Source organism: Maritalea sp. S77 (assembly GCF_049801075.1).
Lineage (GTDB): Bacteria > Pseudomonadota > Alphaproteobacteria > Rhizobiales > Devosiaceae > Maritalea.
In genome coordinates this window covers 387,303-412,174 of the sequence record NZ_JBNAGG010000002.1, presented here as the reverse complement: position 1 = coordinate 412,174, position 24,872 = coordinate 387,303, and the positions used below count along the sequence as shown (strand labels likewise).

The window sequence follows — 24,872 nt, the reverse complement described above, 5'->3', positions numbered from 1 at the left end:
CTACGCTAAACACTTCAGCCACGGTCCAATGCTCCTTTATATTCTTCAGGATCAGCCGTGAACGCGCCCACCAACATGCCAGCCACTGCACCCGCCGCGATATACCATGCACCATCCACATAGGTCTTGGTGAGGATCGCAGCCGCTCCGCTGGCTGCCAACACCATGGCGGTGCTTTTGCCCTTCCAGAACCCCACAATCAGGCCGATGAAAATCGCCGGAAAGGCAAAATCCAACCCATATTGCGCCGGGTCGAGATCGACAAACATTTTGCCCAGCAACGCGCCAAAGGCGGTCATCAACACCCAATTGAGATAAAACGGCGTCACCAGTCCCATGTAGAACGCAAAACTGAGATGCTGCTTGCGCCCGCGATGTTCGGACAGGGCCCAAATCTCATCCGCCAAAAACATATAGGCGATCATCTGCTTGCCCCACCCCATATGCCTGGTTTTAAGGCCGAGCGACGCGCTCATGAGAATATGGCGTACATTCACCAACAATGCCGAAAAGATGATCGCGGCCCATGGCACCGGACTAGCCCAGAAATCAATGGCCACAAATTGCGACCCGCCTGCAAACACCACGGCGCTCATTAACCCGACTTCCAAGGGGCTCAAGCCCTTTTGCGCGGCCAAGCCGCCAAACACCAAAGAGATTGGCACCATGGCCACTAAGAGCGGCGCAATATGCTTGATTCCGGCAATATAATCGCTTTCGCGCAGAGGCATTTCGCCACTGATCTCACTCATTCATCCATCCAATCTAAGCGATATTGCGGTAGGCCCCGGGGGCAACACCAATGCGTTTTTTAAAGTGGCGATTAAGATGGCTTTGATCATAAAAGCCACAATCGATGGCCACATCAGCTGGCTCGTGGCCCAGCGCCAATTGTGCCCGCGCCTGCCGCACGCGCACATCGGTCAAAAATGAGTGCGGCGTTTGCCCCATATGTTTAGCGAAAACCCGAACCAGATAGCTTTTGGACATGCCAGACAAGGCGCACAATTGATCGAGATCCACATCTTGATCGAAATGCGCTTGCATATAATCGCACATATCCCGCACAGCTTTAGGTGCACGCCCCACAATCGGCTCCTTGCGCCAACTGCCATAGCGACCAATCACCTCGCCCAACGCCAAATAGATCGCTTCATCCTTTTCAAGTGGATCAAGGCTTTGTTCCAACTGTTGATGCAAGCGCACAAGATGCCCGGCCAATGCCGTATCTTGCACCATCAAATCTTGGAAAAACAAGCTACCGCTCGGCGCTGCGCCGGGCAAATCCCATGCGATTTCATGCATCAATTCCACTGAAGGATAAAGCATGCGATAGCTATACCCGCCTTCCAGCGGTCGACCATCATGCACTTCTTCAGGGTTGATCATAAAAACCGACCCAGCACCGCCAATAGATTCACTGCCCTTCAGCTTATGTTGCTGCTGGCCAGAAACGATGGCCCCAATCACAAATGTATCGTGGGTGTGCGGCGCATAACGGTGAGTGCGGAAGGTGGCGGTGAGGCATTCCAAATCGCAATGACGCGCCTCGCGCCAAAATTTGGCGCGCTCACCTCGGGATAAATCCACCGATGTTGCGTGTTCTTGCGATTGTAAATCCATAACCATAGCCTAAATGATCAAGGCCGCAAGTCTTGGACAAAATTGACACTCTGTCTAATGAAAATTCTTTATGACAGGATAAATCGGTTGCGTTCCAAATCTGCCAATTTGAAATTCTTTTTGCCCTTTGGCAGCAGCTTATGGCCTTCGGCCTCAAGCAGTTTCTTCTGGTTTTCCGGCCCGCCCGGCGCTTTTTCATTCAGCGCACCAGCTTTTTTGACAGTGCGCCACCAAGCCATGCCAACTTCGCCCGTTTGCTCACGCAACTCTTCAGCGGCCTTGCTGGCAATATTCATAAAAATGCCAGTGGTAAGCGGACAGGTCACAAATCCATTATGCTTTTTCGCCAAATAATCGCGCAAATCATCCGCCAGCATAAACTGGCCCTCTGGCACCCGCGCCATCAAATCATAAATTTCGCGCGGCGTCGAAATCACCATTGGCGCGCCTTCCGGTCCCCAATGGGTGCCCGCAGGCAGAGGGTTCACTTGCACGACATATTTCGGATCATTCAAATAGTCCAATGCCGCCCGTGCCATTGTCTAAAGCCCTTCAATCAGTTCAAACCAACCACCTTCGTCCATGGTGGTCACGCCTAAATCTTGCGCTTTTTTCAGCTTAGAGCCAGCCCCAGGCCCGGCCACCAGAATATCCGTTTTGCCCGACACGGAACCAGACACTTTCGCGCCCAACCGCTCCGCCATCGCCTTGGCTTCCGAACGAGACATTTTTTCCAAACTGCCGGTGAAAACAATGGTTTTGCCCGCGACGGGACTTTCATCAGCGCTGGCCACCTCATAGGTCTTAGGGTTGACCTGTTCGAGCAATTTATCAAGCGCTTGCACATTCTGTTCATTGGCGAAGAAATCAACCAGTGAATTCACCACGGTTTCGCCAATGCCATCAATGGCAATAAAACTTTCCCGCGCGGCGTGGTCGCCAGCGGCAGCGTCACGTGCCGCTTTTTCAAAATCTGCAAAATTGCCAAAATTACGCGCAAACATAGCCGCTGTGGTTTCGCCCACATGGCGAATGCCCAACGCAAAGATAAACCGATCCAGCTCTGGCGTGCGTGTCTCGTCGATGGCTTCGAACAGCTTACGAACCGATGTACTGCCCCAACCTTCCTGATCTTTCAGCTTCTGCAACGCCGCTTCGTCACGTTCTTGCAGCGTGAAAATATCAGCCGGGGTTTTCACACGGTCCTCTTCAAAAAAGGCAGCGACCTGTTTGGCCCCAAGCCCATCAATATCCATCGCATTGCGCGACACAAAATGCTTGAGATGCTCCACCGCCTGTGCCGAACAGATCAGACCGCCCGTACAGCGTCGCACCGCATCCAGCTTCCCTGTCTTTTCATTGACTTCACGCACCGCATGCGATCCACAAACCGGACAGGTTTCCGGCATTTCAAACTTACGCGCATCATCCGGACGATGATCGAGAACTGGCCCCAGCACTTGTGGGATCACATCCCCCGCGCGCTGAATGGTCACCATATCGCCAATCAACACGCCCTTGCGCTCGATCTCATCTTCATTGTGCAAGGTGGCATTGGACACAACCACCCCGCCCACCGTCACCGGCTCCAGCTTCGCCACCGGGGTCAGCGCACCCGTGCGACCCACCTGAATTTCAATATCATTGAGGCGCGTCACCGCTTTTTCTGCGGGGAATTTGAACGCAATGGCCCAGCGCGGCGCACGAGCCACAAAGCCCCACCGCTGCTGCAAATCCAAGCGATTAAGCTTATACACCACCCCGTCTATGTCATAGCCGAGCAACGCCCGCTCTTCCCCGATCATGGTGTGGTGGGCAATCATTTCTTCAACACTGGTCACAAGCTTCATCATCGGGTTGATTTTAAAGCCCCATTCCCCAAGCTTTTGCACCACATCAAACTGCGTTTCTGCAGGCAAGGCAGACACATCGCCCCAAGCATAAGCGAAGAAATTCAAATTACGCGACGCCGTGACCCGAGAATCCAATTGGCGCAGTGAGCCAGCGGCCGTGTTGCGCGGATTGACGTAAGTGTCTTTGCCCTGCGCTTCGAGCTCTTTATTCAAGCGCTCAAATTCAGCGTGGGACATATAGACTTCGCCACGCACCTCAAACACATCGGGCACATCATCGCCTTCAAGTTTTTTCGGAATGTCAGCGATGGTTTTCAAATTCTCGGTGATGTCCTCACCTTCGGTGCCATCACCCCTTGTCGCACCTTGCACGAATACGCCATTTTCATAGCGAAGCGAGGCAGATAACCCGTCGATCTTCGGCTCAGCCGTAAAGCCCAACTCTAACCCAGCATCGCGTGCAAAATAACGTTTTGCCCGATCAACAAAGTCAGCCAAATCTTCATCCGAAAATGCATTGCCCAGCGAAAGCATCGGCACGCGATGGGTGACTTTTTTAAAGCCGTCGGCGACTTGAAAGCCAACGCGGTTGGTCGGGCTGTCCTGCCGTATCAGGTTGGGAAATCGGTCCTCAATCGCGTCATTGCGGCGGCGTAGCGCATCATATTCCGCGTCAGAGACTTCCGGTGCATCCTGCTGGTGATAGCGTTCATCATGATAGGCAATGGCTTCCGCCAAATGCGCCAATTCTTCCATGGCTTCTTGCCGGGTCAGCTCCTCAACGGGCTTTTTGTCGCTCACGCCACCACCTCATCACGCAATCTATTGGCCGCAGCGCGGGCCTCATCTGTAATTTCGGAACCCGCCAACATGCGGGCAATCTCTTCACGGCGCGCCGCTTCATCCAATGGCCGCACATGGGTGCGGGTTAAGCTGCCCTCGTCCACCACTTGCTTTTCAATCAGCAAATGCTGGCTGGCCCGCGCCGCCACCTGCGGCGCATGGGTCACGCACAATACCTGTACTTTTTCAGAAAGCCGCGCCAAGCGCTTGCCAATAGCATCTGCCACCGCACCACCGACACCCGTGTCAATTTCGTCGAAAATCAATACCGGCGCAGACCCTTTATCCGCCAACACCACTTTCAGAGCGAGCAAGAAGCGTGAGAGTTCACCACCAGAGGCGACTTTCATCATCGGTCCGGGATTGGTCCCTGGGTTGGTCTGCACATGAAATTCGACAATATCGAAGCCATTGGCGCTGACCCGGTTTTCATCCACCTTCTGGTCCACCAAAAACCGCGCTTGCCCCAATTTCAAATCCGGCAGCTCGGCCTCAACCGCAATGATTAAATCTTGCGCCGTCGTGGCGCGCGTTTCGCTTAACGCGATGGCCGCGCCGCGATAATCCGCTTCAGCCTTCGCAAGCGCCTCGCGCAGCTGGGTCAAATCTTCATCGCCGCGTTCCAAGTCTTGAATGGCTTTTTGAAACTTCGACAAAACATCAGGCAACTCATCAACGCTACATTGGTGCTTGCGCGCCGCTGCCCGCAACGCAAACAAGCGTTCTTCAGCCCGTTCGAGTTCAAGCGGATCAAACTCCATTTGGCGCTTAATATCTTCAAGCGCTTCCGATGTGCGATCAAGCGACACCAAAGCCGCATCAATATTTTCAATCACATTGGCAAATAGGTTGTGCTCGCCATCGCCCTTGCGCATCAGTTGCCGCATAAGGCCCGCCAACGCAGACGATGGTGCAGAAGGTCCGTTGATCACTTCATCTGCATCACGCACTTCGTCGGCAGCTTTTTCAAGTTCCATCAGGCGTTGACGTTGCGCAGCCAATTCGTCCTCTTCGCCCTTTGCCGTGCCAAGCTCTTCAAGCTCCGCCACCACATGTCGCGCATAATCTTCATCAGCGCGCGCTTTTTCTACAGCCGCTTCCTGACGATTTAAGGCATCCTGAGCCACTGTTAGCGCTTTGTAGGTGGCATGCGTGGCCTCAAGCAGCTTCCTGTGCCCACCGAACGCGTCTAGCAAATGTCTGTGGGTGGTTGGATCGACCAAGGCCCGATCGTCATGCTGACCATGAATTTCAATCAGCAATTGCCCAATTTTTTGCATCAGCTTGGCAGAAATTGGCTGATCATTCACGAAGCCACGGGTGCGGCCATCGCCATATTGAACGCGGCGCAAAATAATTTCGCCATCACTCATCAGCTCATTTTCTTTGAGCATGTCCATCACGGGGTGGTCCAATGGCAATTCAACACTGGCCACAACTTGGCCGCGCTCAGTGCCTTTGCGCACCAAACCATTGTCTCCACGCCCACCAAGCGCCAGAGAAAGCGAATCAAGAAGAATGGATTTACCAGCGCCCGTTTCACCAGTAAGGGCAGTCATACCGCCCTCCAATGGCAAATCAAGCTGATCGATCAGAACAATATTTTGTATCGAAATGGCTGATAGCATGCCCAATTAACCCATATTTAGGCCGCAAAGGCAGATATGGATTAGCCGTTCAGCGACCCTGCCAACCAGCTACCCTCATTCACCTCAGGGGCCAAACCCTGCTTTTGCAGCAGTTTATACGCATCCTGATACCATTCGCTAGAGGGATAGTTGTGTCCCAGAACAGCAGCAGCGGTTTGCGCCTCTTGCACCAGTCCTAACGCCATATAGGCTTCGGTCAAGCGCAGCAGAGCTTCTTCCACATGTGTTGAGGTCTGATGATCTTCCACAACAGTCCGGAAGCGGTTGATAGCGCCAGTATATTGCTTGTTGCCAAGATAATAACGGCCAACAGACATTTCCTTGCCTGCCAACTGGTCTTGAGCAATCAAGATACGCTCTTTCGCATCCTTGGCATAACGTGAATCAGGATAGTTATTGATAATAGTCTGGAATGTAGCGATTGCATCCTGCGCAGTCTGCTGATCACGAGTCAGATCTTTGATCTGGTTATATTGCGATGCGCCCTTCAGATAAAGGGCATAAGGCGCTTCAGAAGATGACGGATAAAGCGCTAGGAAACGATCAGCCGCCAAAATTGTACGGTCCTCATCACCCAAGCGGAAATGGATAAAGGTGGTCATCATACGTGACCGTTCTGTGTATTCAGAATATGGGTGCTGACGCTCAAGCTTTTCAAATGTTGTTAGTGCAGATTTAAAGCGATCGCGCTCAACAAAATCAATGCCTTCATCGTAAAGCGTTTCGGCCGGAATAATTTCTTCTTCCGTGATTTTGGGCTTGCCAAAAAGGCTCAATCCCGCACAGCCAGTCAGTGTCGTGGCCAAAACGCCCACAACAGCTGCACGCATCAACGTTTTTGCAACGCCATTTTGAAGGTTTGCAATACCCATAATTAAATAGCCTTTATCAACCGAAACCCACATTCTTTAGCACGATGTAGGGGGGAAAATGAACGAAACTAAGGCAAGATACAAGTTTGATTATATCAATTTAGCCGACAGAACGAATATAGCCACGCAACTCCAAGCCTTCTGGCAACTCTTCAAGCGCGTCAAATTCAAGTGGCAACTCACTTGCAGGCACAATTTCGTAATTCTGTTCGCTGGCGAAAAGTGAATTCAGCACCAAGGCATTCAATCCATGACCACCCTTATAAGAACGAAATTTGCCATAAATTGGCTTACCGGCAAGCGCCAAATCACCCACCGCATCCAATAGTTTATGCCGCACAAATTCGTCTTCATAGCGCAAACCGTCTTGATTGAGGATCTTGCCCTCATCCACCGCAATTGAATTCTCTAAAGAAGACCCCAACGCATAACCAGCCTGACGCAGAACTTTTGCGTCCTTAATAAAACCGAAGGTTCGCGCTTGCGACACATCATCGACATAGCGCTTTGGCGACCAGTCAAAAATCATCCGCTGACGGCCGATCACATCACTTTCAAAGTCGATCTCAACATCAAACGCTCGGCCATTATAAGGCTCAAGCACCGCAAACGCATCGTTAGACCGCACAGTTACACTGCGCTTTATCTTAATAAATGTCTTTTCAGCAGGCTGTGTTTCAATGCCAGCTTCGATAATGGCATTAACATATTTGCTCGCGCTACCATCCAAAACCGGACATTCGCTGCTCTCAACGGTGATCAACACATTGTCGATCCCCATACCGGAAAGCGCAGAAACCATGTGCTCAATCATTGAGATTGTGCCTGCGTCACCTAGATCGACGGCGGTACATAGATAGGTGCGCGAAACACGGTTGTGATGCAAAGGATGAATTTCGGAGTAGCGATCATCGTCAAGCTTACGACGGATTCGGAATCCACTATCAACAGCGGCGGGTTCAATTGTAAGGCTAGCTGGTTTGCCGTTGTGAACACCAATGCCCGCAAAGCTCAACACACGCCCCACAGTGCACTGTTTTGTTGCAAATCTATTCATCTACTACTCCGGCTCTCTCGGATTTATAACCCAGCCTTTTTAAGACTTGATAAACAAAAAAGACCCGAGACGAAAGTCGCCTCAGGTCTTTTTTTGTAATTATGCCCTTAAAACTAACCGTGGCGTTTTAAGAAACTTGGAATTTCCAGCTGTTCCTTTTGGCCACTTGGCTGCGGCGCAGGGCGACCAGTTTGATCAAGCTGACCCTGCGCACCCTGAGGTTTAGAGGGCCGTTGAGGGCTGGCTTCCACCGCATTGCGGGCCATTGCGTCATCAGCTTTTTTCTCGTCAAACTCTTCCTTGCCTTGCAGGCCAACATTGCTGGCCAAGCGACGGAAAAGAGCCCGTGCATTGCGCGGTTCTTTTTGTTCATCTTGTTGCGCTTCAGCAACGCTTTCCTGCGCAACTCGTGGCAATTCATCCGTGCGCGGCATACGACGAGGCGCGACTCGCTCTGCACTTTGCGGCACATATGTCTGACGTGGCTCTACATCACGAGGCTGTGGCTCTTCATCAATGTTCGCTACGGGCTCTGCACGCGGATGATATGGCTCAACCGTCACATCCTCTTTTTGCGGCGCTTGATGATTAGGCTTTGAACCCAACGCTTCATTCACCGCCTTTTGCATGGCCATGTCTAACTCATCCACCGGAGCAGCCGGAGCTGGAGCTGCCTGTGGCTTTGGGGCTTCTGCCTTAACCTGATGATCAGGCTTAGATCCTGTCGCAGGTGCTTCGCGGTTTACGCGAATGGCACGGTCAGCATTTGGCTCAACTGGGTCCATGGCTTGCACCATCGCAGCATCTGTACCTGTTGCCACAACTGAAACCCGGATTTGGCCGTCCAAGCTGTCGTCAAATGTAGCACCAAGAATGATGTTTGCATCTGAATCAACTTCTTCACGGATACGGCTGGCAGCTTCGTCCACTTCGTAAAGGGTCAAATCAGAACCGCCTGTGATCGAAATCAACAAACCGCGCGCACCCTGCATGGAGATATCATCCAGCAATGGGTTTGCGATGGCAGCCTCCGCCGCGTGACGTGCCCGATCTTCACCCTCAGCTTCACCAGTCCCCATCATGGCTTTGCCCATGCCGCGCATAACCGCACGAACGTCAGCAAAGTCGAGGTTGATCAAGCCCTCTTTCACCATCAAATCGGTGATACAGGCAACGCCGGAAAAGAGCACTTCGTCAGCCATTGTAAACGCATCGGCAAATGTCGTTTTTTCATTGGCAACACGGAAGAGATTTTGGTTTGGGATCACAATCAATGTGTCGACATGGCGATGAAGCTCATCGATGCCATCATCGGCCAATCGCATGCGGCGTGCGCCTTCAAACTGGAAAGGCTTGGTCACAACACCTACGGTGAGGATGCCCTGCTCACGTGCGGCGCGCGCCACAACTGGAGCAGCACCCGTGCCCGTGCCACCGCCCATACCGGCTGTGATGAAGCACATGTGCGATCCATTCAGGTGATCTGCAATTTCGTCAATTGTTTCTTCGGCTGCCGCCCGCCCAACTTCTGGGTGAGACCCAGCGCCGAGACCTTCGGTGACGCCGACGCCAAGTTGCACCACACGCTCTGCCTTAGACAGTGCGAGGGCTTGGGCGTCTGTGTTGGCCACAACAAATTCGACCCCTTCTAGGCCCGAATCAATCATATTGTTCACCGCGTTTCCGCCGGCACCGCCAACGCCAAACACAGTGATGCGTGGCTTAAGTTCTTGAATATCTGGAATTTGAAGTTTGATGCTCATTTCTGGCCCCATTGTGCTCCGTTGGGTATAAAATTACTGCCAGAACGTTAAGCACTCCCTAACAATTGCATCATTTTTGTTAACTTTGATGCATTTTGCGTCACTTCGTGACAGAGCAAGCAAGAATTTGTTTAGCATAACAGAGTGTTAAAGGCGCGCCTTAAGGCGAAACACACGTCATTTTTTGCAATGTGATTATTTGGGAGAACTTAAAAGCTGGATTTCAGCCAATGGCCAATATGTTTGAACCACCCGAATTTGCCTTCTTCGCCCGCAAGCACCTTCTGGTCGACAAACTCAAGTTCGCACACTTGCGGATAGATCAGCATGCCCACAACCGTTGAAAAGGCTGGACCCTTTGCCACAGTTGGCAACTTGGCGACCCCCAACGGCCGCCCCTGCCGCACATTGCGGGCCAAAACACGGCGCGCAATTTCAGGCAACCCGGTCATTTCACTGGCCCCGCCTGTCAAAACAAATCTGCGCCCGCACACATCCATCATGCCAGTCGCTACCATGCGATCACGCAAGATGGTGAGAATGTCTTCAACTTGCGGTCGGACGATGCGGGTTAATGTGGTGCGTGGGATTTGCGTTGGCGCTTCATCTTGCGACGAGCCAACAGGCTGGATCGGCACCATATCGCGCTCATCGCTTTGCCCCGGAAGTACGGATGTAAACAGCGTTTTCAACCGCTCCGCATCTTCAAAGCTTACCGAGAGCTGACGCGCGATTTCATGCGTGATGTGTTGTCCGCCCACGGCAATCGAATCAGCATAAACAAGACAACCATCTTTAAAAACGCTCATCGTGGTCGTCGCACCACCGAAATCAACAATGGCAACACCAAGTTGCGCTTCGTCATCAACGAGGCAAGAAAGACCGCTGGCATATGGCGTCGCCATAAAGGCTTCAACCTGCAAGTGACAACGATTGAGCACCAGTTCGATGTTGCGCATAGACAATGTCTCCGCGCTCACCACAGCCACATCAACGCCGAGCATATCGCCAACCATGCCGCGCGGATCTTGAATACCCTTATGGCCATCCAATGAGTAACCGATGGGCAGTGCGTGCAGCACAGAGCGTTCGTCCCGAATGGAACGTTCATTTACTGTTTGAAGCACTTTCGCCAAATCGCGCGGCTCAACTTCATGGCCATCAAGTGATACGGTGGCCGCAAAGGTTTCCGACCCAAGCCGTCCAGCAGACACGTTTACAATCAATGATTGAACAGTCACCCCTGCATTGCGTTCAGCCATACCGACGACAGAACGAACAGCATGTTCCGCCGCATCAAGATCGGTGACAATGCCGCCCTTCACGCCTGCAGATGGGCCAAAGGCAAATCCCAATACTTCAGCTTGGTGCGTACGACCGCGCAGGGATTTACCTTCCGGTTGCGGCGTTAAACGCGCAATGATGCAGCAAATTTTGGTCGAGCCAATATCCAACACGGTCACCAAGCTGGATTTGCCTGGTTGCACCGGCTTCAGCCGCGCCGTCATTGCCTCAGAGATCATCGGGTGCTGGCCTCATCCTGATCAGTTGCTGAGCGATCCACCGGACGGACAGCAATAAAGTCTTTTAAACGAAAATCTAAAATTTCAATGTCTCGCGACAATAATTGCTTTTGCGCATCAAGTTCTACAATTTTGGCCAAAGCTTGCGCGACACCTTCTTCGGGCAACATGATGCGCAAGCCAGTATCATAGATCAAATCCCAGCGACGATCACCAATACGGCTTGCCGCCAAAAGATCTTGTTTTAACAAATCATAGGGCTCCAACGCTGCAATCAATGCTGCTGCATCGTCAGCGGCGCCATCCCCGATGAATAAGGGCATCCCCTCGATGCCACCCTGCGCCAAGCTCACCAGCTTGTCGCCCTTAGCGTCAATCGCAAAACTCACGCCATCAATACGCCAAACCGCAATCGGTGTTTTTTCCACCAAATCGATGGTCAATGAATTAGGATAGATCTTGCGGATGGTTGCGCTTTCGATCGAGGGCAAAGCCTCAATACGCTGCCGTGCCGCTTCCGCGTCAAAATTGACCAGCGAGATGTTGCCCTGCAACCCGATCGCTTCAAACAAGTCTGCTTCTTTGGTCAAGCCATAGCCAGAAAGCGAAACCTCAGAAACTGCCAGCCCGGCATGTGCGAACAATCCAGAAGCACGTTCACTTAAAATGGTCGCACCGTTTGCCAAATGGTTGCGGTTGATCATGCCAACGCCTAGGACCAAGACCACCAGAACAAGCGCCACAAGCTGCACGCCCAATCGCTTATGCAGCACCCATGCGCGTTGCCCCCGCGCCACCAACTGGTTGGTTTTGCGCAGAGCAGGCAATTGATACAGGGGTGCAGGCAGAGCTAAAGTGCGCGCTTGTGGCTTCTTTATCTGTCGCAAGAGGCGTCCTCCAAAATCCAGCGGACCAGTTCTTCAAAATCATGCCCAGCATGGGCTGCCATTTCAGGCACAAGCGATGTTGGTGTCATGCCCGGCTGCGTGTTGATTTCAAGGCAGATCAAATCGCCCTCTTCACCACCATGCATGGATAACCGGAAGTCTGTACGGGTTACCCCTTTGCACCCCAAACTCTCATGTGCCTTCAAGGCCAGTTTCTGCGCAGTTTGGTAAATATTCGATGAAACATCCGCAGGGAAAATGTGATCCGAGCCGCCAGCAGCATATTTTGCTTCATAGTTATAGAAGTTGAGGTCAGTCTTAACCTCGGTGACCGCCAATGCCACATCGCCCATCACAGCACATGTGAGTTCGCGACCGGCAATGTAGCGCTCAACCATCAGCTCTTCGCCGCTTTTCCAATCCGTGCGCAAAATCTCTTGTGGCGGATGCTCGGTGCCTTGCTTCACAATAAAAACACCAACGCTGGACCCATCGGCCACAGGCTTGATCACATAAGGTGGCTCCATTTGGTGCTTGCGCGCAACTTCATCACGAGACGCAATAAAATGATCCGTCACCGGAATGCCATTGGCTTTGAAAAACACCTTCGACAAATGCTTGTTCATCGCGATGGACGACGCGGAAACGCCAGAATGGGTATAGGGAATACCCATAATTTCAAGCAGGCCCTGGACCGTACCGTCTTCACCAAACCGACCATGCAGCGCGTTAAACACCACATCTGGCTTCAACTCTTCCAACACATGGCCTAAATCCCGGTCCACATCGACCCGGGAAACATTATAGCCACATCGCTCAAGCGCATCCGCACAAGCCTTGCCAGAGGACAACGAAACTTCACGTTCGCTTGCCCATCCACCCATCAACACTGCGACATGTTTGGCCATGTTTACACCTGCCCGGTGAACACATCACCATCAAGAAATTCTCTAACCTCATTGCCGGGCACGAAATGGCCCATGCGGCGAATTTCCCAGCGCAATTCAATGCCGGAATTTTCTCGCACACGATTGCGCACTGTTTCACCAAGTGTTTCAATGTCTTGCGCTGTCGCTTCACCCAAATTGAGCAGGAAGTTACAGTGCTTTTCAGACACTTGTGCATCGCCAACCTTAAGGCCACGACAGCCAGCTGCATCAACCAGTTTCCAGGACGAATGCCCATCAGGATTTTTAAAAGTCGAACCGCCCGTGCGCGCCCGTGTAGGTTGCGAGCCTTCACGTGTTTCGGTGATTTCCTTCATCCGTGCTTTAATATCGTCAGGGTCGCCTTCAAATCCTTGATAAACCGCTTGCGTAAAGACAATGCCGCGCGGTCCATTATTCTTGCGATATTTGTACCCCATATCGGCATTGGTCAGAGTGACGATTTCACCGTCGCGATCAACACCGCGCAATTCGACCATACGATCTTTCGTTTCTGTGCCATAACAGCCCGCGTTCATATAAAGCGCGCCGCCAATGCCACCGGGAATGCCGCGATAAAAGGTCAATCCGTCAATGCCATTGTCCGCAGCAGCTGTCGCCACTTTCACATCTGGCAATGCCGCGCCAACGCGCAATTTATGATCGCCCAAAGCCTCAACTTTGCCAAAGCCTTTGCCCGACAGCCGAAGCACCACCCCATCAATGCCGCCATCGCGCACCAGTAGGTTAGACCCAAGGCCCATCACGGTCAGCTTGATGTCTTTAGGCAAATTCTTCAAAAACAACTGCAGATCGGCCTCATCTGCAGGTTGGAAATATAGCTGGGCGGGCCCGCCGACGCGAAACCACGTAATTTCGCTCAAAAGCTGGTTGGATATAAGTCTGCCGCGAATGTCATTTGTCCATTCGCCAAGTTGGGGCAATAAATCAGGAAAGCTCATAATTACTTCTCACCAATGTAAGTGTTGAGTTCATCGGGCAGGTTTGCTGCCCACTGAGTGATGTTGCCTGCCCCCAGACACACCACATAGTCATCCGGCTTCACGCGCTCAGAAAGCACTTTTGCCAAATGTTCCGGACCTTCCAAAATGCGGGCATCACGATGGCCTTTCGCCCGCATACGCTCAACAAGCGTTTCATTGGAAACCCCGTCTCGCGGCTCTTCCCCGGCTGCAAAAACTGGTGCCACAAGCACCGTATTTGCATCGTTGAAACAACCTGCGAATTCTTCAAACAAATCATCAAGCCGCGAATAGCGGTGCGGCTGCATCACGGCGATCACGTCGCCTTTGGCCGCACTACGAGCAGCGGTCAAAACTGACGATATCTCCACCGGATGGTGTGCATAATCATCAATGATCCGCACATCGTTCACCACGCCTGTGGTGGTGAAGCGGCGCTTCACGCCGGAAAAGCCCATTAGGCCCTTGCGAATTGCATCAGGCGACACGCCCAAACGGTTAGAAACAGCAATCGCCGCAGTTGCATTCAGCGCGTTGTAGATGCCGGGCATCGGCAATTCCAACCCATCAATTTGGGTTTCGCCCCCTTGAATACGATGCCGGATGGTCACATCAAAAACATTGTGACCATTTTCAACGCGCACATTTTTCAACAAAACGTCAGATTGTGGGTTCTGACCATAAGTAATCACGCGACGGTCTGTAATTTCACCCACCAGCTCCTGCACCACAGGATGGTCCATACACATCACAGCAAAGCCGTAAAATGGCACATTTTCCACGAAGGTGATGAAGGCTTTTTTGACTTCTTCAAACGAACCATAGTGGTCCAAATGTTCGGGGTCGACATTGGTCACCACCGCCACGTCGGCTGGTAGCTTCACAAACGTGCCATCGCTCTCATCAGCTTCAACAACCATCCATTCGCCATCACCCAATCGTGCATTGGTGCCATAAGCATTGATGATCCCGCCATTGATCACAGTCGGGTCCATATTGCCCGCCTCCAGCAGCGTGGAAACCAATGATGTAGTGGTCGTTTTGCCGTGCGTGCCGCCAATGGCAATGGCGTTCTTAAAGCGCATAATTTCGGCCAACATTTCGGCTCGCCGTACAATCGGCAAAGCGCGCGCCCGCGCTTCCATCAATTCTGGATTGTCGCGCTGAATGGCGGAGGAAATCACCACAACGGCGGCATCTTTTAGGTTTTCAGCCCGCTGGCCAATCTCCACCTCAATGCCTTTTTTCTGCAAACGCGTCACGTTTGGGTTCTGGTTCAAATCCGAACCGCGCACCTTATAACCTTGGTTGTGCAGCACTTCGGCAATGCCGCTCATCCCGATCCCACCAATGCCAACAAAGTGCACCGGACCAATATCTTGTGGCATCTTCATCAATGCTCTCCTTTATACCGCTTTGGCGGTCTGTTCTGTGAGATCGGCCAAACGCTGAACCGCATCTGGCATCCCGACCTGTTTGGCATTTTGCGCCATTTGCTGCAAATGCGCTGGGTCGGCCAATAATTCTGTAATCTTTGTGGCAAGCGAATGCGGTGAAAGTGCGGCTTGTTCCATGACCACGCCACCGCCCGCAGCTTCCATGCGCTTGGCGTTATTCAACTGGTCCTGATCAATCGAGCCGGGCAACGGCACATAGATGCCAGGGCGCCCAATCGCGCCCATCTCAGCCACAGTCAACGCACCTGCGCGCGAGATCACCAAATGGCTGTTGGAAATCAATCGCGGCAGATCCTTGAAAAACGGAGCAGCTTCTACACTCACACGTGCCTGCGCATAAACTTCGGCCATGCGCTGCAAATCTTCTTCGCGGCACTGCTGCACCAATTTCAGGCGCGAGCGCAGCTCCACCGGCAATGCGGCGATCGCGCCGGGCAAAACGTTGGAAAATACCTGCGCGCCCTGCGATCCACCAAAAACAACCATCCGCACATCATGCTCAGGACCAAGCGGCGGATAAGGCTTGTCGGCCACCTGATGCACCATATCGCGCACCGGATTACCCGTGAGCACAATTTTGCTGGCATAAGGTTCAGCATATTTTGTGTTCTCAAAACCAAGCGCCAATTTCTCGCAAAAACGGACCAATGCCCGATTGGCACGGCCAAGCACTGAATTTGCTTCGTGCAAGATGCCGGGTATCCCCAACATAGAGGCAGCCAAAAATGGCGGAAATGTTGGATAGCCACCAAAGCCAACAATTGCATCAGGCTTGATGCGCTTAAGGGCTTTTCGGGATTTGCGCACGCCATTCAAAATCTTAAAACCAGCTTTGATGGCTTTAACTGGGTGGCGCAAATTTGGTGTGGCCGCTGGTACAATGATGGTTTCTACAGCTGGAAAATCGCCGCCAAAATTTTTGGCGCGCGCATCGGTCATCAAATAGATTGTATGGCCGCGTCTTAAAAGCTCTTCGGCCAGGGCTTGAGCGGGAAACAAATGTCCGCCCGTGCCACCAGCCACCATCACAAATTTGCTCATAATGCTTCTTGCCGAACCGTCAGCCGAGAAATCGGCAATCCCGACGGAATGGTCTCCTGTGGTTTTCTGCGGGTTAGGCCTATCAAAAGCCCCATGCCAAAGGCAACGGCAATCATTGATGTGCCCCCATAAGATACGAAAGGCAAAGTCATGCCCTTTGGCGGGATAAGATTCAAGTTCACTGCCAAATTAATTGCTGACTGGACGCCAAACTGAATGGCCAATGCACTCACCGCAAGCCGCGCAAACAAGTTTGTTTGCTGCTGCGCCAGCAAAAGCGAGCGCACAACAATAAACGCAATCAAGCTCACCAAACCGAGGCAGAACAAAATACCAAATTCGCCAGCTGCAGCAGAAAATACAAAGTCAGCGTGCGCATCAGGCAAAGAGCGTTTCGCCACGCCCTCACCTGGCCCAAGGCCAAACCAGCCCCCCTCAAGCAAAGATTGCAGGGCCTTCTCTACTTGGTAATTATCGCCAGTTTCAGGGTTGAAAAACGCATCAAACCGCCGCGTCACGTGCGGGAAGAAGAAATATGCCCCAGTGATCGCCGCAAGTGCCAAGCCACCGAGCAAGAAAATCAGCCACCAGCTAATGCCAGAAATAAACAGCAAACCGGCCCAGGTAAAAATCACCAAAGCGGTTTGGCCAATATCGGGCTGCAACAGCAAGATGCCGACAATAATCACCAACAACATGATGGTAAGTGAATGTCCCGGCACATCTTGCAAACGCATTTTTTCTGAAATCAACCATGCAGCCATAACCGCAAAGGCGGGCTTTACAAACTCAATCGGCTGAAAGGAAAAACCGCCAATCGCAATCCAACGTTGCGACCCTTTGGCTTCGTAACCCACCAACAAGGTACCCGCCAGCGCAATCAAACCGAACCCCAATACCAAAAGCGCAGCCTGCCGCGCCATCTTAGGCGTCAAAAAGCTGCCCATGACCATCACAATCGTCGCAGGCAACAAAAAGAAAATGTGCCGCACAATAAAGTGCCATTCGCTCAGCCCAAGACGCGACGCCACAGCAGGACTTGCCGCAAAGGACATGATCACCCCGGCCCCCATAAGGGCAAAAAAGGCGGCCAACAGCGGACGATCAACCGTCCACCACCACTCTGCGAGTGGGGTTTTACGCTCTCGTGAAAACTCGCGGGAAAACATCAAATGCCATCACCAAATCAGTTCAAACTCTTTAGGTGAATAAAATTACACCTAAAGTGGTTACCAACTCGCAACCATTTGCCGTTTGGTAAAGAAAATGATGATGTTTTTGCTTAACGAAGCTTTAATGAGCTGAGGCCAACCATCGCCAAAACAAACGCGATAATCCAAAAACGGATCACGATTTGGCTTTCGGTCCATCCCAAATGCTCGAAATGATGGTGAATAGGTGCCATCTTAAAAATACGCTTACCGGTGGTTTTAAACGAAATCACCTGCACGATCACAGAAACCGTTTCCAAAACAAACAGGCCGCCAATGATTGCCAACACGATCTCATGCTTAGTGGCCACCGCAATCGCGCCCAACATGCCACCCAAGGCCAATGAACCCGTGTCGCCCATAAAGATGGAAGCTGGCGGCGCGTTAAACCATAAAAAGCCCAAACCAGCGCCAATCAATGCCCCGCACAATACAGCCAATTCACCCGTACCCGGCACAAAATTGATCAGCAAATAGCCGGAGAAAATTTCGTTACCGACCAGATAGGCGATCAAGCCAAATGATCCAGCGGCAATCATCACAGGTACAATCGCCAAACCGTCCAAGCCATCAGTAAGGTTTACTGAGTTGCCCGCTGCAACGATAACGAAGCCGCCAAAAATAACGAAAAACCAGCCCAGATCGAGCATGAAATCTTTGACAAAGGGAAAAGCCAAAGAGGTTGAAAATGGGGATTCGCCCAATTGCGCAACGAAGAAGCAGGCAATGCCAGAAATCGCTGCTTCAAGCGCCAAACGTTGCCGCCCACCGAAGCCCGAATTGGTGGCTTTGCTGACCTTTAGATAATCATCGTAAAACCCAATTGCCCCAAACCCGACGGTCACACCCAAGACGATCCAAACATATGGATTGGTCAAATTAGCCCAAAGCAATGTGGAAGCGGTCAGCGACAGAAGGATCATCAAGCCGCCCATGGTGGGCGTGCCCTTTTTGGTGATCAAATGGCTGGCTGGCCCATCTTCTCGGATCGGTTGTCCGTGTCCTTGGCGCGTACGCAGCAAAGTGATGAGCTGCGGACCAAACAAAAACACGAAAAACAATGCCGTAATCGTCGCGCCGCCCGTGCGAAAGGTCAGATAGCGAAACACATTGAACGGCGCAAACACGTCGCCAAATTGCTGTAAGAAGTAGAACATGTTTCGGCTTTATCCTTCTCTCGCGCTTTTTACTTTTTCGGCGGCCACTTTTCGCGGCACGCCTCAACAAGCGCCCCCAGTCCAATCCCGTTCGACCCTTTGACCATAACTAAGTCACCGGGTGCAAGCCAATTTGCCAGTTTAGGTAAAAGCCCATCGCGGTTTTCCAACCATTCCACAGACAGTTGGTTCCCAAGCTCGTCGCGAAGATGTTTCATCAGCGGCCCCACCAAAAAGACTTTTTTGGGTGCCAATTGCAGCAACGGGCCAGCCAAAGCACGGTGCAAGTCTGCCGCGTGCGAACCCAGCTCCAACATTTCGCCCAATATGACGCAAGTGCGCCCCTTATGGTCATTGCGCGATAGCGTGTCCAATGCAGCCTGCATTGATGTGGGATTGGCGTTATAGCTCTCATCAACCAGCGTTGCATTGCCCATCTTAAAGCCAAGAGAAACCAAGTGGCCGCGCCCAGAAGGCGCCACATAATGGGTGAGCGCGTCAATCAATGCACGGCTTTCGAGACCGACAGCTTCGCCAACCAAATAGGCTGCTGCCGCATTCGGCAATGCATGTGCGCCCATTTGAGGCACACGCAAACGCCGCGTTTCGTCCTGCCAACTGAACATGCACGAAATATTGCCGCTGCTGAGCACGGGTTGATCCAAATAACAATCAGCGCTTTCCGAAAACCCGTAAGACGTGACGTCAGTTTTCCCCATGCCTGCCGCGCGTCCAGTCAGATAGGCAACATAGTCATGATCCGCACCCAAAAACACCTTGCCGCCCGATATTTGGCCCTCAAATATCTCTGCCTTCGCCGCGGCGATGCCATATAGATCTTTGAAATTTTCCAAATGCGCTGGCGCTATCTTGGTGATCACAGATATATGCGGCCGAACCATCTTGGCCAAAGGCCGGATTTCGCCCGCATGACTCATCCCCAGCTCAAATACACCGAAATCGGTATCAGCAGGCATTCGCGCCAACATTAGCGGCACGCCCCAATGATTATTGAATGATTTAATAGAATAGTGGGTTTTGCCAAATTGCTGCAGCGTGATGCGGATCGCTTCTTTGGTGGAGGTTTTGCCCACACTCCCCGTAACTGCGATCACCGTGCCTTGCATCCGCTTGCGGGCAGCAACGCCAAGGCGCCCCAATCCCTTCAAAGCATCATCGACAACGATCAAGCCCTTTAGATTTGGATTTTTGCGCGCATATCGTTCGCTGACCAAGGCTGCGCCCGCGCCTTGTTTCAGGGCTTGGCCAACAAAATCATGCCCATCAAAGCGGTCGCCTTTAATTGCAACAAATAGATCACCTTTTGTGATCGCGCGACTATCTATGGACACCCCGGAAATTTCGCCATCGGGATCAAGATCACGTGCCCGGCCGTTAGCCGCGCGACAAATCTCTTCAATGGTCCATAACGTACTCACTGTGATCCAACGGCCTTCAACACGACTTCATGGTCAGAAAAATCGTGTTTTTCTGTGCCAATGATTTGATAATCCTCATGGCCTTTGCCAGCCACAAGCAACACATCGCCCTCACCCATCATATCAAGGCCCATTTCAATGGCCTTGCGACGGTCGGGCACATCTTTACAATCCGGTGCGGCCTTCAGAACTTCATCGCGAATGGCCTGCGGATCTTCTGTGCGGGGATTATCATCGGTTAGAATGGCCACGTCGGCAAACTCGGTTGCCGCTTTGCCCATTGGTCCACGTTTTCCTTTATCGCGATCCCCACCGCACCCAAATACCACAATCAGCTTGCCGCTTACAAATGGGCGCAAGCTTTCCAATGCAGTTTGAAGCGCATCCGGCGTGTGCGAATAATCAACATAAACTGCGCCGCCCTTATGCTCCGCCACTTTTTCCAAGCGCCCTTTTGCACCTTCCAGCTTTTCCAGGCTTTCCAATGCATCATGCTTGTCGACACCTGTGGCAACAGCCATTGCAAAAGCCACCAACGCATTGCTGACCTGGAACTTACCAGCCAAAGGCAACAGAAATTCGACATCCTCACCAACCAAACGGCCTTTAACCCGCTGGGCATAGCCCTCTGGTTCGATGGAGAATACTTCAAAATAGGCGCCATTTTCGCCAACGGTTAAAACCGTGCCATTGCGCTCTAAACCAGCCATCATAAACGGCATGGCCTCATCATCATCCATATTGATGACGCAGGTGCCGCCTTCCGTCAGCAACTCACGGAACAAGCGCAACTTGGCATCGTGATAAGCATCCATGGTTTCGTGATAGTCCAAATGATCGCGCGACAAATTGGTAAACCCAACCACGCGAAACTTCATACCATCCAAACGGCGCTGATCAAGACCGTGGCTGGAGGCTTCAAGTGCGATATGATCAACGCCCTCTTTTTTTAAATTGTTCAATTCCTGATGCAATTGCATCGGACCGGGCGTCGTAAGTTCACCAACAATATTCTTTTCTTTGGTCGCGATGCCAAGCGTACCAACAGAAGCCGCATTGATGTGATTATCAATCCAGATTTGGCGCAAGAATGAAACGACCGATGTTTTGCCGTTGGTGCCCGTCACCGCGACAGGATAAGCAGGCTGCGGCTCATTCACACGACGCGCTGCGCGCGCAAATGCTGCGCGTACGTCATTGACCAGATAAATCGGCACGCCAGGGTTAAAATCCAGCCCGCGGTCGGTCACGATGGCAATCGCGCCAAGGCGCACCACATCTTTGGCAAACTCGTTGCCATGAAACTTTTCGCCCGGCAGGGCAAAAAAGGCATGGCCTTTCTCTACATTGCGGGAATCTGAGGTAATCCCTTCAACATCAAGATCCATAAATTCTTGGGCGCTTTCGGCACCGACCAAAAGCTTCTTAATGGAAAAACTCATATGTCCCCCAACTGGCGAAGTTCGGCTGGCACCAACCGAGCATCTATTTCCGGATCTTGGTTTGGCATAACCCCTAACATGGGCGCAACCTTTTCTATGATCCGACCCGTGACCTCACCCGCATTCCATGCGGCAGTTCGGCCACTCTTTTCATTTTCACGCTTTGGTTCATCCACCAAAATCACCATCGCATATTTAGGCGCATCCATCGGGAATGCAGAGGCAAAAACTGCCAAGCTCTTCTCGCTCGAATAACGCCCATCAACCACTTTTTCCGCCGTGCCGGTTTTGCCACCCACACGATAACCGTCCGGTGAAGCCTTGCGACCTGAGCCTTCCAGCGAGTTCAAGCGCATCAAATACCTAATATAGTTACTGGTTCGTTCACTCACGACCTGTTTGGACGAAGAAAGTGCCGTAATCTCGTCGCGGGGGAACAATGTCGGCTCAATAAAGTTGCCTCCGTTCACCAATGCGCTGATCGCCGTAACCAATTGCAATGGCGTGACGGAAAAGCCGTGACCGAATGAAGCCGTTGCTGCACTCACTTCAGAAAAACTATCTGCAATTTGCGCCGATGTTCGCTCAGGCAATTCAATGACAGGTGCACCTTCAAAGCCCATTTTACCCAAAAAGCGACGGTAGGAATCCTTACCAATCATTTGCATCATTTTGATGGTGCCAATGTTGGAGGAATATTTGTAAATCTCCGGCACAGAAAGCACTCGCTTTTTGCCGTGAAAATCGCCGATCGAATAGCGCCCGAACCGAACAGGTTTTGTTGCATCAAAACGATCTGTGATTTGCACCAATCCACTATCCAAAGTCGCAGCCATCGTCATGGTTTTGAACACAGAACCCAATTCGAACTTACCCGCCGTAATGCGGTTCAACCGCCCCTCTTCCAGCGCGGTGGCGGGCTCATTCGGGTCAAAATCAGGCAAGCTTGCGAGCGCCACGATTTCACCAGTCTGCACATTCATCATCACACCGGCCGCCGCAATAGCCTGATATCGCACCAACGCATCAGCCAACTGGTTGTGCATGATGTGCTGCACACGCAAATCGATGGAGAGATTTACTGGCTGCAAAGACCGATTGCGGGCCAAGCCCAGCTCTTGCAGCAAAGCAACATCTTTGCCGTCCAAATGCCGCTCAATGCCCGCAATGCCAACATTATCAACGTTCACCGCTCCCAAAATATGCGATGCCACCGCACCACCCGGATAAAACCGACGGCTTTCGGTGACGAAATCAACACCAGGAATACCCAAGCGCAAAATACGATCTTTTTGCTGTGGAGTCAGTTCACGTTGAAGCCAAACAAAACCCTCATCGCCGTCCAGCCGCTCCCGCAGCAGTTTGCGGTCCATGTTTGGTAGCTCCGCCGCCAACGCATCAACCGCTTCATCCACATCAACAATGCGGCGCGGCTCCGCAAACAAACTAGGCACTTGAATGTCCACAGCCAATTGGCGGCCATTGCGATCCAAAATTTCAGGGCGTGTTGCCGTCAACGCGGGGCGTTCATGTCCTGAATTATTTTCCGCAACCTCTGTATTGGCGATATTAATCAGCCGCGCACCGACAACACCAAACAATAAAAGAGCCACAATCAGCGACAGCCGAATGCGGCTTTGCGTCATGTGTCCACGCGCTTTGCGGGCCCCTTCGAGGGTAATGGTAGAGCTATGTGTGGTGGCATAGTCGCTCATGGACGGCGCTCCGGTGGTGTTATGTTTGGCAATTCTGAGAGTTCATTGGGGTCAACGCCAGCTTCCAAAGAAAGCAACAATGACTCCAACCCATCAGAATCCGGCCCTGCTGGCCGCATGGGAATGTCTTCAATCTTTTGATATTGCTCAGTTTTGATCGGCGCCAGCTCCAAAACAGCGGCGTGACGCTCCACAATAGGCTGCAAGCGACCGGGCTGGTTCAAATAGGCCCAATCAGCTTTTAGCGTACTCAACTCCTGCGTCTTCACAGCGATCTCATCTTCCAACACCGCGACCTGCACGCTCAAATCTTCCGCATGATATTTTTGCGCGTATACAAGGATAAGCGCGCAAAAGCTTGTGACCAATAGAGCGAGATTTATCCAACGCATCACGTCTTTGCCCCCAATTCTTGCTTTTTCGCCATGCCCGGCACACCCAATCCATCGATATTGAACGCACGCGCTGGCACACTGTTGCGTGTTGCGTAACGCAACGTCGCTGACCGCGCGCGCGGATTGCGGTTCAACTCTTCCTTAGAAGGTCGGATGGGTTTAGAAATTTGGTCCCAACATTGCGGCGCTTCATCGGCCATCGGCAAATGTCGAGATTGCTGCACTTGCGGCTTAAAGAAGCGCTTTACAATGCGGTCTTCCATCGAATGGAACGTGACGACCGCAAGCTGTCCGCCTTCAGACAGCAAGGCCTCAGCATCATAAAGGCCGTGCACCAACTGATTATATTCAGCATTCACCGCAATACGCAGCGCCTGAAACGTCTTCGTCGCGGGATGCGCTTTGCCTGGTTTGCCTTTGCCCAATGTCTTTTCAATCAAATCGGCCAATTGCTTGGTCGTCGTCAGTGGCGCTTCTTCGCGCGCACTCACAACGGCATTTGCCACCGCCCGCGCCCGTTTTTCTTCGCCAAAGCCGAAAATCAAGTCAGAGAGCTCACGCGCTTCTAATCCATTTAGCAAATCAGCTGCGGTGACCCCATCTTGCTCCATGCGCATATCTAGCGGTCCATCGCGCATAAAAGAAAAGCCGCGTTCGCCTTGATCAAGCTGCATTGAGCTCACGCCAATATCCAGCACAATGGCATCGATTTCACTGATCTCAGTAGCTTCCAGCAGCGCGGCCATTTGACCAAACTGACCAGCGAGAAACTGAAATTTATCGCCATACTCTGATTTCAACGCCTCAACAAACGGTGCAACAGATGGATCGCGATCAATGCCAATCACACGCGCCCCAGCCTCAAGAAAATAGCGACTATACCCGCCCGCACCAAAAGTGCCGTCCACGACGACTTTCCCTTCCAGCGGGCCAATACCTTCGATAACTTCTTGAATTAGAACAGGAATATGCGGTTGATCTGACGACATATCTTGTGCGTCCTGATGTTGAACCATCAGTGATGATACTCCTGTTG

At 52.1% G+C, this 24,872-nt stretch carries 21 protein-coding genes; all 21 read right to left on the bottom strand.

The features are described from left to right. Nucleotides 1–14 precede the first annotated feature (14 nt). Nucleotides 15–752 (bottom strand): AzlC family ABC transporter permease, encoded by a 738-nt coding sequence (locus ACP15Y_RS09740; RefSeq protein ID WP_205468095.1) that lies wholly within the window; start codon nucleotides 750–752, stop codon nucleotides 15–17. Nucleotides 753–765: 13 nt separating this feature from the next. Then, nucleotides 766–1,623, bottom strand: a complete 858-nt coding sequence (locus ACP15Y_RS09735) for an AraC family transcriptional regulator (RefSeq protein ID WP_424982874.1) — start codon at nucleotides 1,621–1,623, stop codon at nucleotides 766–768. 68 nt (nucleotides 1,624–1,691) lie between these two features. Beyond that, nucleotides 1,692–2,162, bottom strand: a complete 471-nt coding sequence (locus tag ACP15Y_RS09730; protein ID WP_027834441.1) for an MGMT family protein — start codon at nucleotides 2,160–2,162, stop codon at nucleotides 1,692–1,694. Between the two features lie 3 nt (nucleotides 2,163–2,165). Further along, nucleotides 2,166–4,232: an NAD-dependent DNA ligase LigA gene (gene ligA, locus ACP15Y_RS09725; RefSeq protein WP_424983090.1), complete on the bottom strand. Its 2,067-nt coding sequence runs from the start codon at nucleotides 4,230–4,232 to the stop codon at nucleotides 2,166–2,168. Between the two features lie 41 nt (nucleotides 4,233–4,273). Beyond that, entirely contained in the window at nucleotides 4,274–5,947 is a 1,674-nt protein-coding gene (gene recN, locus ACP15Y_RS09720) for a DNA repair protein RecN (protein WP_424982873.1), read from the bottom strand. 41 nt (nucleotides 5,948–5,988) lie between these two features. Continuing rightward, a complete protein-coding gene (locus ACP15Y_RS09715) occupies nucleotides 5,989–6,840 on the bottom strand; it encodes an outer membrane protein assembly factor BamD (protein WP_424982872.1) in 852 nt (283 codons plus the stop codon). A 100-nt stretch (nucleotides 6,841–6,940) separates the two neighbouring features. Beyond that, nucleotides 6,941–7,897 (bottom strand): UDP-3-O-acyl-N-acetylglucosamine deacetylase, encoded by a 957-nt coding sequence (lpxC, locus tag ACP15Y_RS09710; RefSeq protein WP_424982871.1) that lies wholly within the window; start codon nucleotides 7,895–7,897, stop codon nucleotides 6,941–6,943. A 113-nt stretch (nucleotides 7,898–8,010) separates the two neighbouring features. Further along, complete coding sequence (ftsZ, locus tag ACP15Y_RS09705; protein WP_424982870.1) at nucleotides 8,011–9,660, bottom strand: cell division protein FtsZ; 1,650 nt, start codon at nucleotides 9,658–9,660, stop codon at nucleotides 8,011–8,013. Nucleotides 9,661–9,869: 209 nt separating this feature from the next. Then, nucleotides 9,870–11,183: a cell division protein FtsA gene (gene ftsA, locus ACP15Y_RS09700; RefSeq protein ID WP_424982869.1), complete on the bottom strand. Its 1,314-nt coding sequence runs from the start codon at nucleotides 11,181–11,183 to the stop codon at nucleotides 9,870–9,872. Further along, nucleotides 11,180–12,070, bottom strand: a complete 891-nt coding sequence (locus tag ACP15Y_RS09695; RefSeq protein ID WP_424982868.1) for a cell division protein FtsQ/DivIB — start codon at nucleotides 12,068–12,070, stop codon at nucleotides 11,180–11,182. The genes ftsA and ACP15Y_RS09695 overlap by 4 nt, the downstream gene beginning before the upstream one ends. Then, the gene (locus tag ACP15Y_RS09690; RefSeq protein ID WP_424982866.1) at nucleotides 12,058–12,978 is read right to left on the bottom strand and encodes a D-alanine--D-alanine ligase; all 921 of its coding nucleotides are present in this window, start codon (nucleotides 12,976–12,978) and stop codon (nucleotides 12,058–12,060) included. The genes ACP15Y_RS09695 and ACP15Y_RS09690 overlap by 13 nt, the downstream gene beginning before the upstream one ends. A 2-nt stretch (nucleotides 12,979–12,980) precedes the next feature. Next, nucleotides 12,981–13,958, bottom strand: a complete 978-nt coding sequence (gene murB / locus ACP15Y_RS09685) for a UDP-N-acetylmuramate dehydrogenase (RefSeq protein WP_424982865.1) — start codon at nucleotides 13,956–13,958, stop codon at nucleotides 12,981–12,983. Nucleotides 13,959–13,960: 2 nt separating this feature from the next. Then, nucleotides 13,961–15,373 (bottom strand): UDP-N-acetylmuramate--L-alanine ligase, encoded by a 1,413-nt coding sequence (gene murC, locus ACP15Y_RS09680; protein WP_424982864.1) that lies wholly within the window; start codon nucleotides 15,371–15,373, stop codon nucleotides 13,961–13,963. A 12-nt stretch (nucleotides 15,374–15,385) separates the two neighbouring features. Continuing rightward, nucleotides 15,386–16,477, bottom strand: coding sequence for an undecaprenyldiphospho-muramoylpentapeptide beta-N-acetylglucosaminyltransferase (gene murG, locus ACP15Y_RS09675; protein ID WP_424982863.1), 1,092 nt, complete (start codon nucleotides 16,475–16,477; stop codon nucleotides 15,386–15,388). Continuing rightward, the gene (locus ACP15Y_RS09670) at nucleotides 16,474–17,646 is read right to left on the bottom strand and encodes an FtsW/RodA/SpoVE family cell cycle protein (RefSeq protein WP_424983089.1); all 1,173 of its coding nucleotides are present in this window, start codon (nucleotides 17,644–17,646) and stop codon (nucleotides 16,474–16,476) included. Before ACP15Y_RS09670 ends, murG begins: the two co-directional genes overlap by 4 nt. Before the next feature lie 113 nt (nucleotides 17,647–17,759). Next, nucleotides 17,760–18,845, bottom strand: a complete 1,086-nt coding sequence (gene mraY, locus ACP15Y_RS09665; protein WP_424982862.1) for a phospho-N-acetylmuramoyl-pentapeptide-transferase — start codon at nucleotides 18,843–18,845, stop codon at nucleotides 17,760–17,762. Nucleotides 18,846–18,874: 29 nt separating this feature from the next. Beyond that, complete coding sequence (locus tag ACP15Y_RS09660; RefSeq protein ID WP_424982861.1) at nucleotides 18,875–20,284, bottom strand: UDP-N-acetylmuramoyl-tripeptide--D-alanyl-D-alanine ligase; 1,410 nt, start codon at nucleotides 20,282–20,284, stop codon at nucleotides 18,875–18,877. Further along, nucleotides 20,281–21,726, bottom strand: coding sequence for a UDP-N-acetylmuramoyl-L-alanyl-D-glutamate--2,6-diaminopimelate ligase (locus ACP15Y_RS09655; RefSeq protein ID WP_424982860.1), 1,446 nt, complete (start codon nucleotides 21,724–21,726; stop codon nucleotides 20,281–20,283). Before ACP15Y_RS09655 ends, ACP15Y_RS09660 begins: the two co-directional genes overlap by 4 nt. Beyond that, the gene (locus tag ACP15Y_RS09650) at nucleotides 21,723–23,441 is read right to left on the bottom strand and encodes a peptidoglycan D,D-transpeptidase FtsI family protein (RefSeq protein WP_424982859.1); all 1,719 of its coding nucleotides are present in this window, start codon (nucleotides 23,439–23,441) and stop codon (nucleotides 21,723–21,725) included. Before ACP15Y_RS09650 ends, ACP15Y_RS09655 begins: the two co-directional genes overlap by 4 nt. Continuing rightward, the gene (gene ftsL / locus ACP15Y_RS09645) at nucleotides 23,438–23,833 is read right to left on the bottom strand and encodes a cell division protein FtsL (RefSeq protein ID WP_424982858.1); all 396 of its coding nucleotides are present in this window, start codon (nucleotides 23,831–23,833) and stop codon (nucleotides 23,438–23,440) included. The genes ACP15Y_RS09650 and ftsL overlap by 4 nt, the downstream gene beginning before the upstream one ends. Beyond that, on the bottom strand, nucleotides 23,833–24,852 hold the full coding sequence (gene rsmH / locus ACP15Y_RS09640) for a 16S rRNA (cytosine(1402)-N(4))-methyltransferase RsmH (RefSeq protein WP_424982857.1): 1,020 nt from the start codon (nucleotides 24,850–24,852) through the stop codon (nucleotides 23,833–23,835). Before rsmH ends, ftsL begins: the two co-directional genes overlap by 1 nt. Between the last annotated feature and the right edge of the window lie 20 nt (nucleotides 24,853–24,872).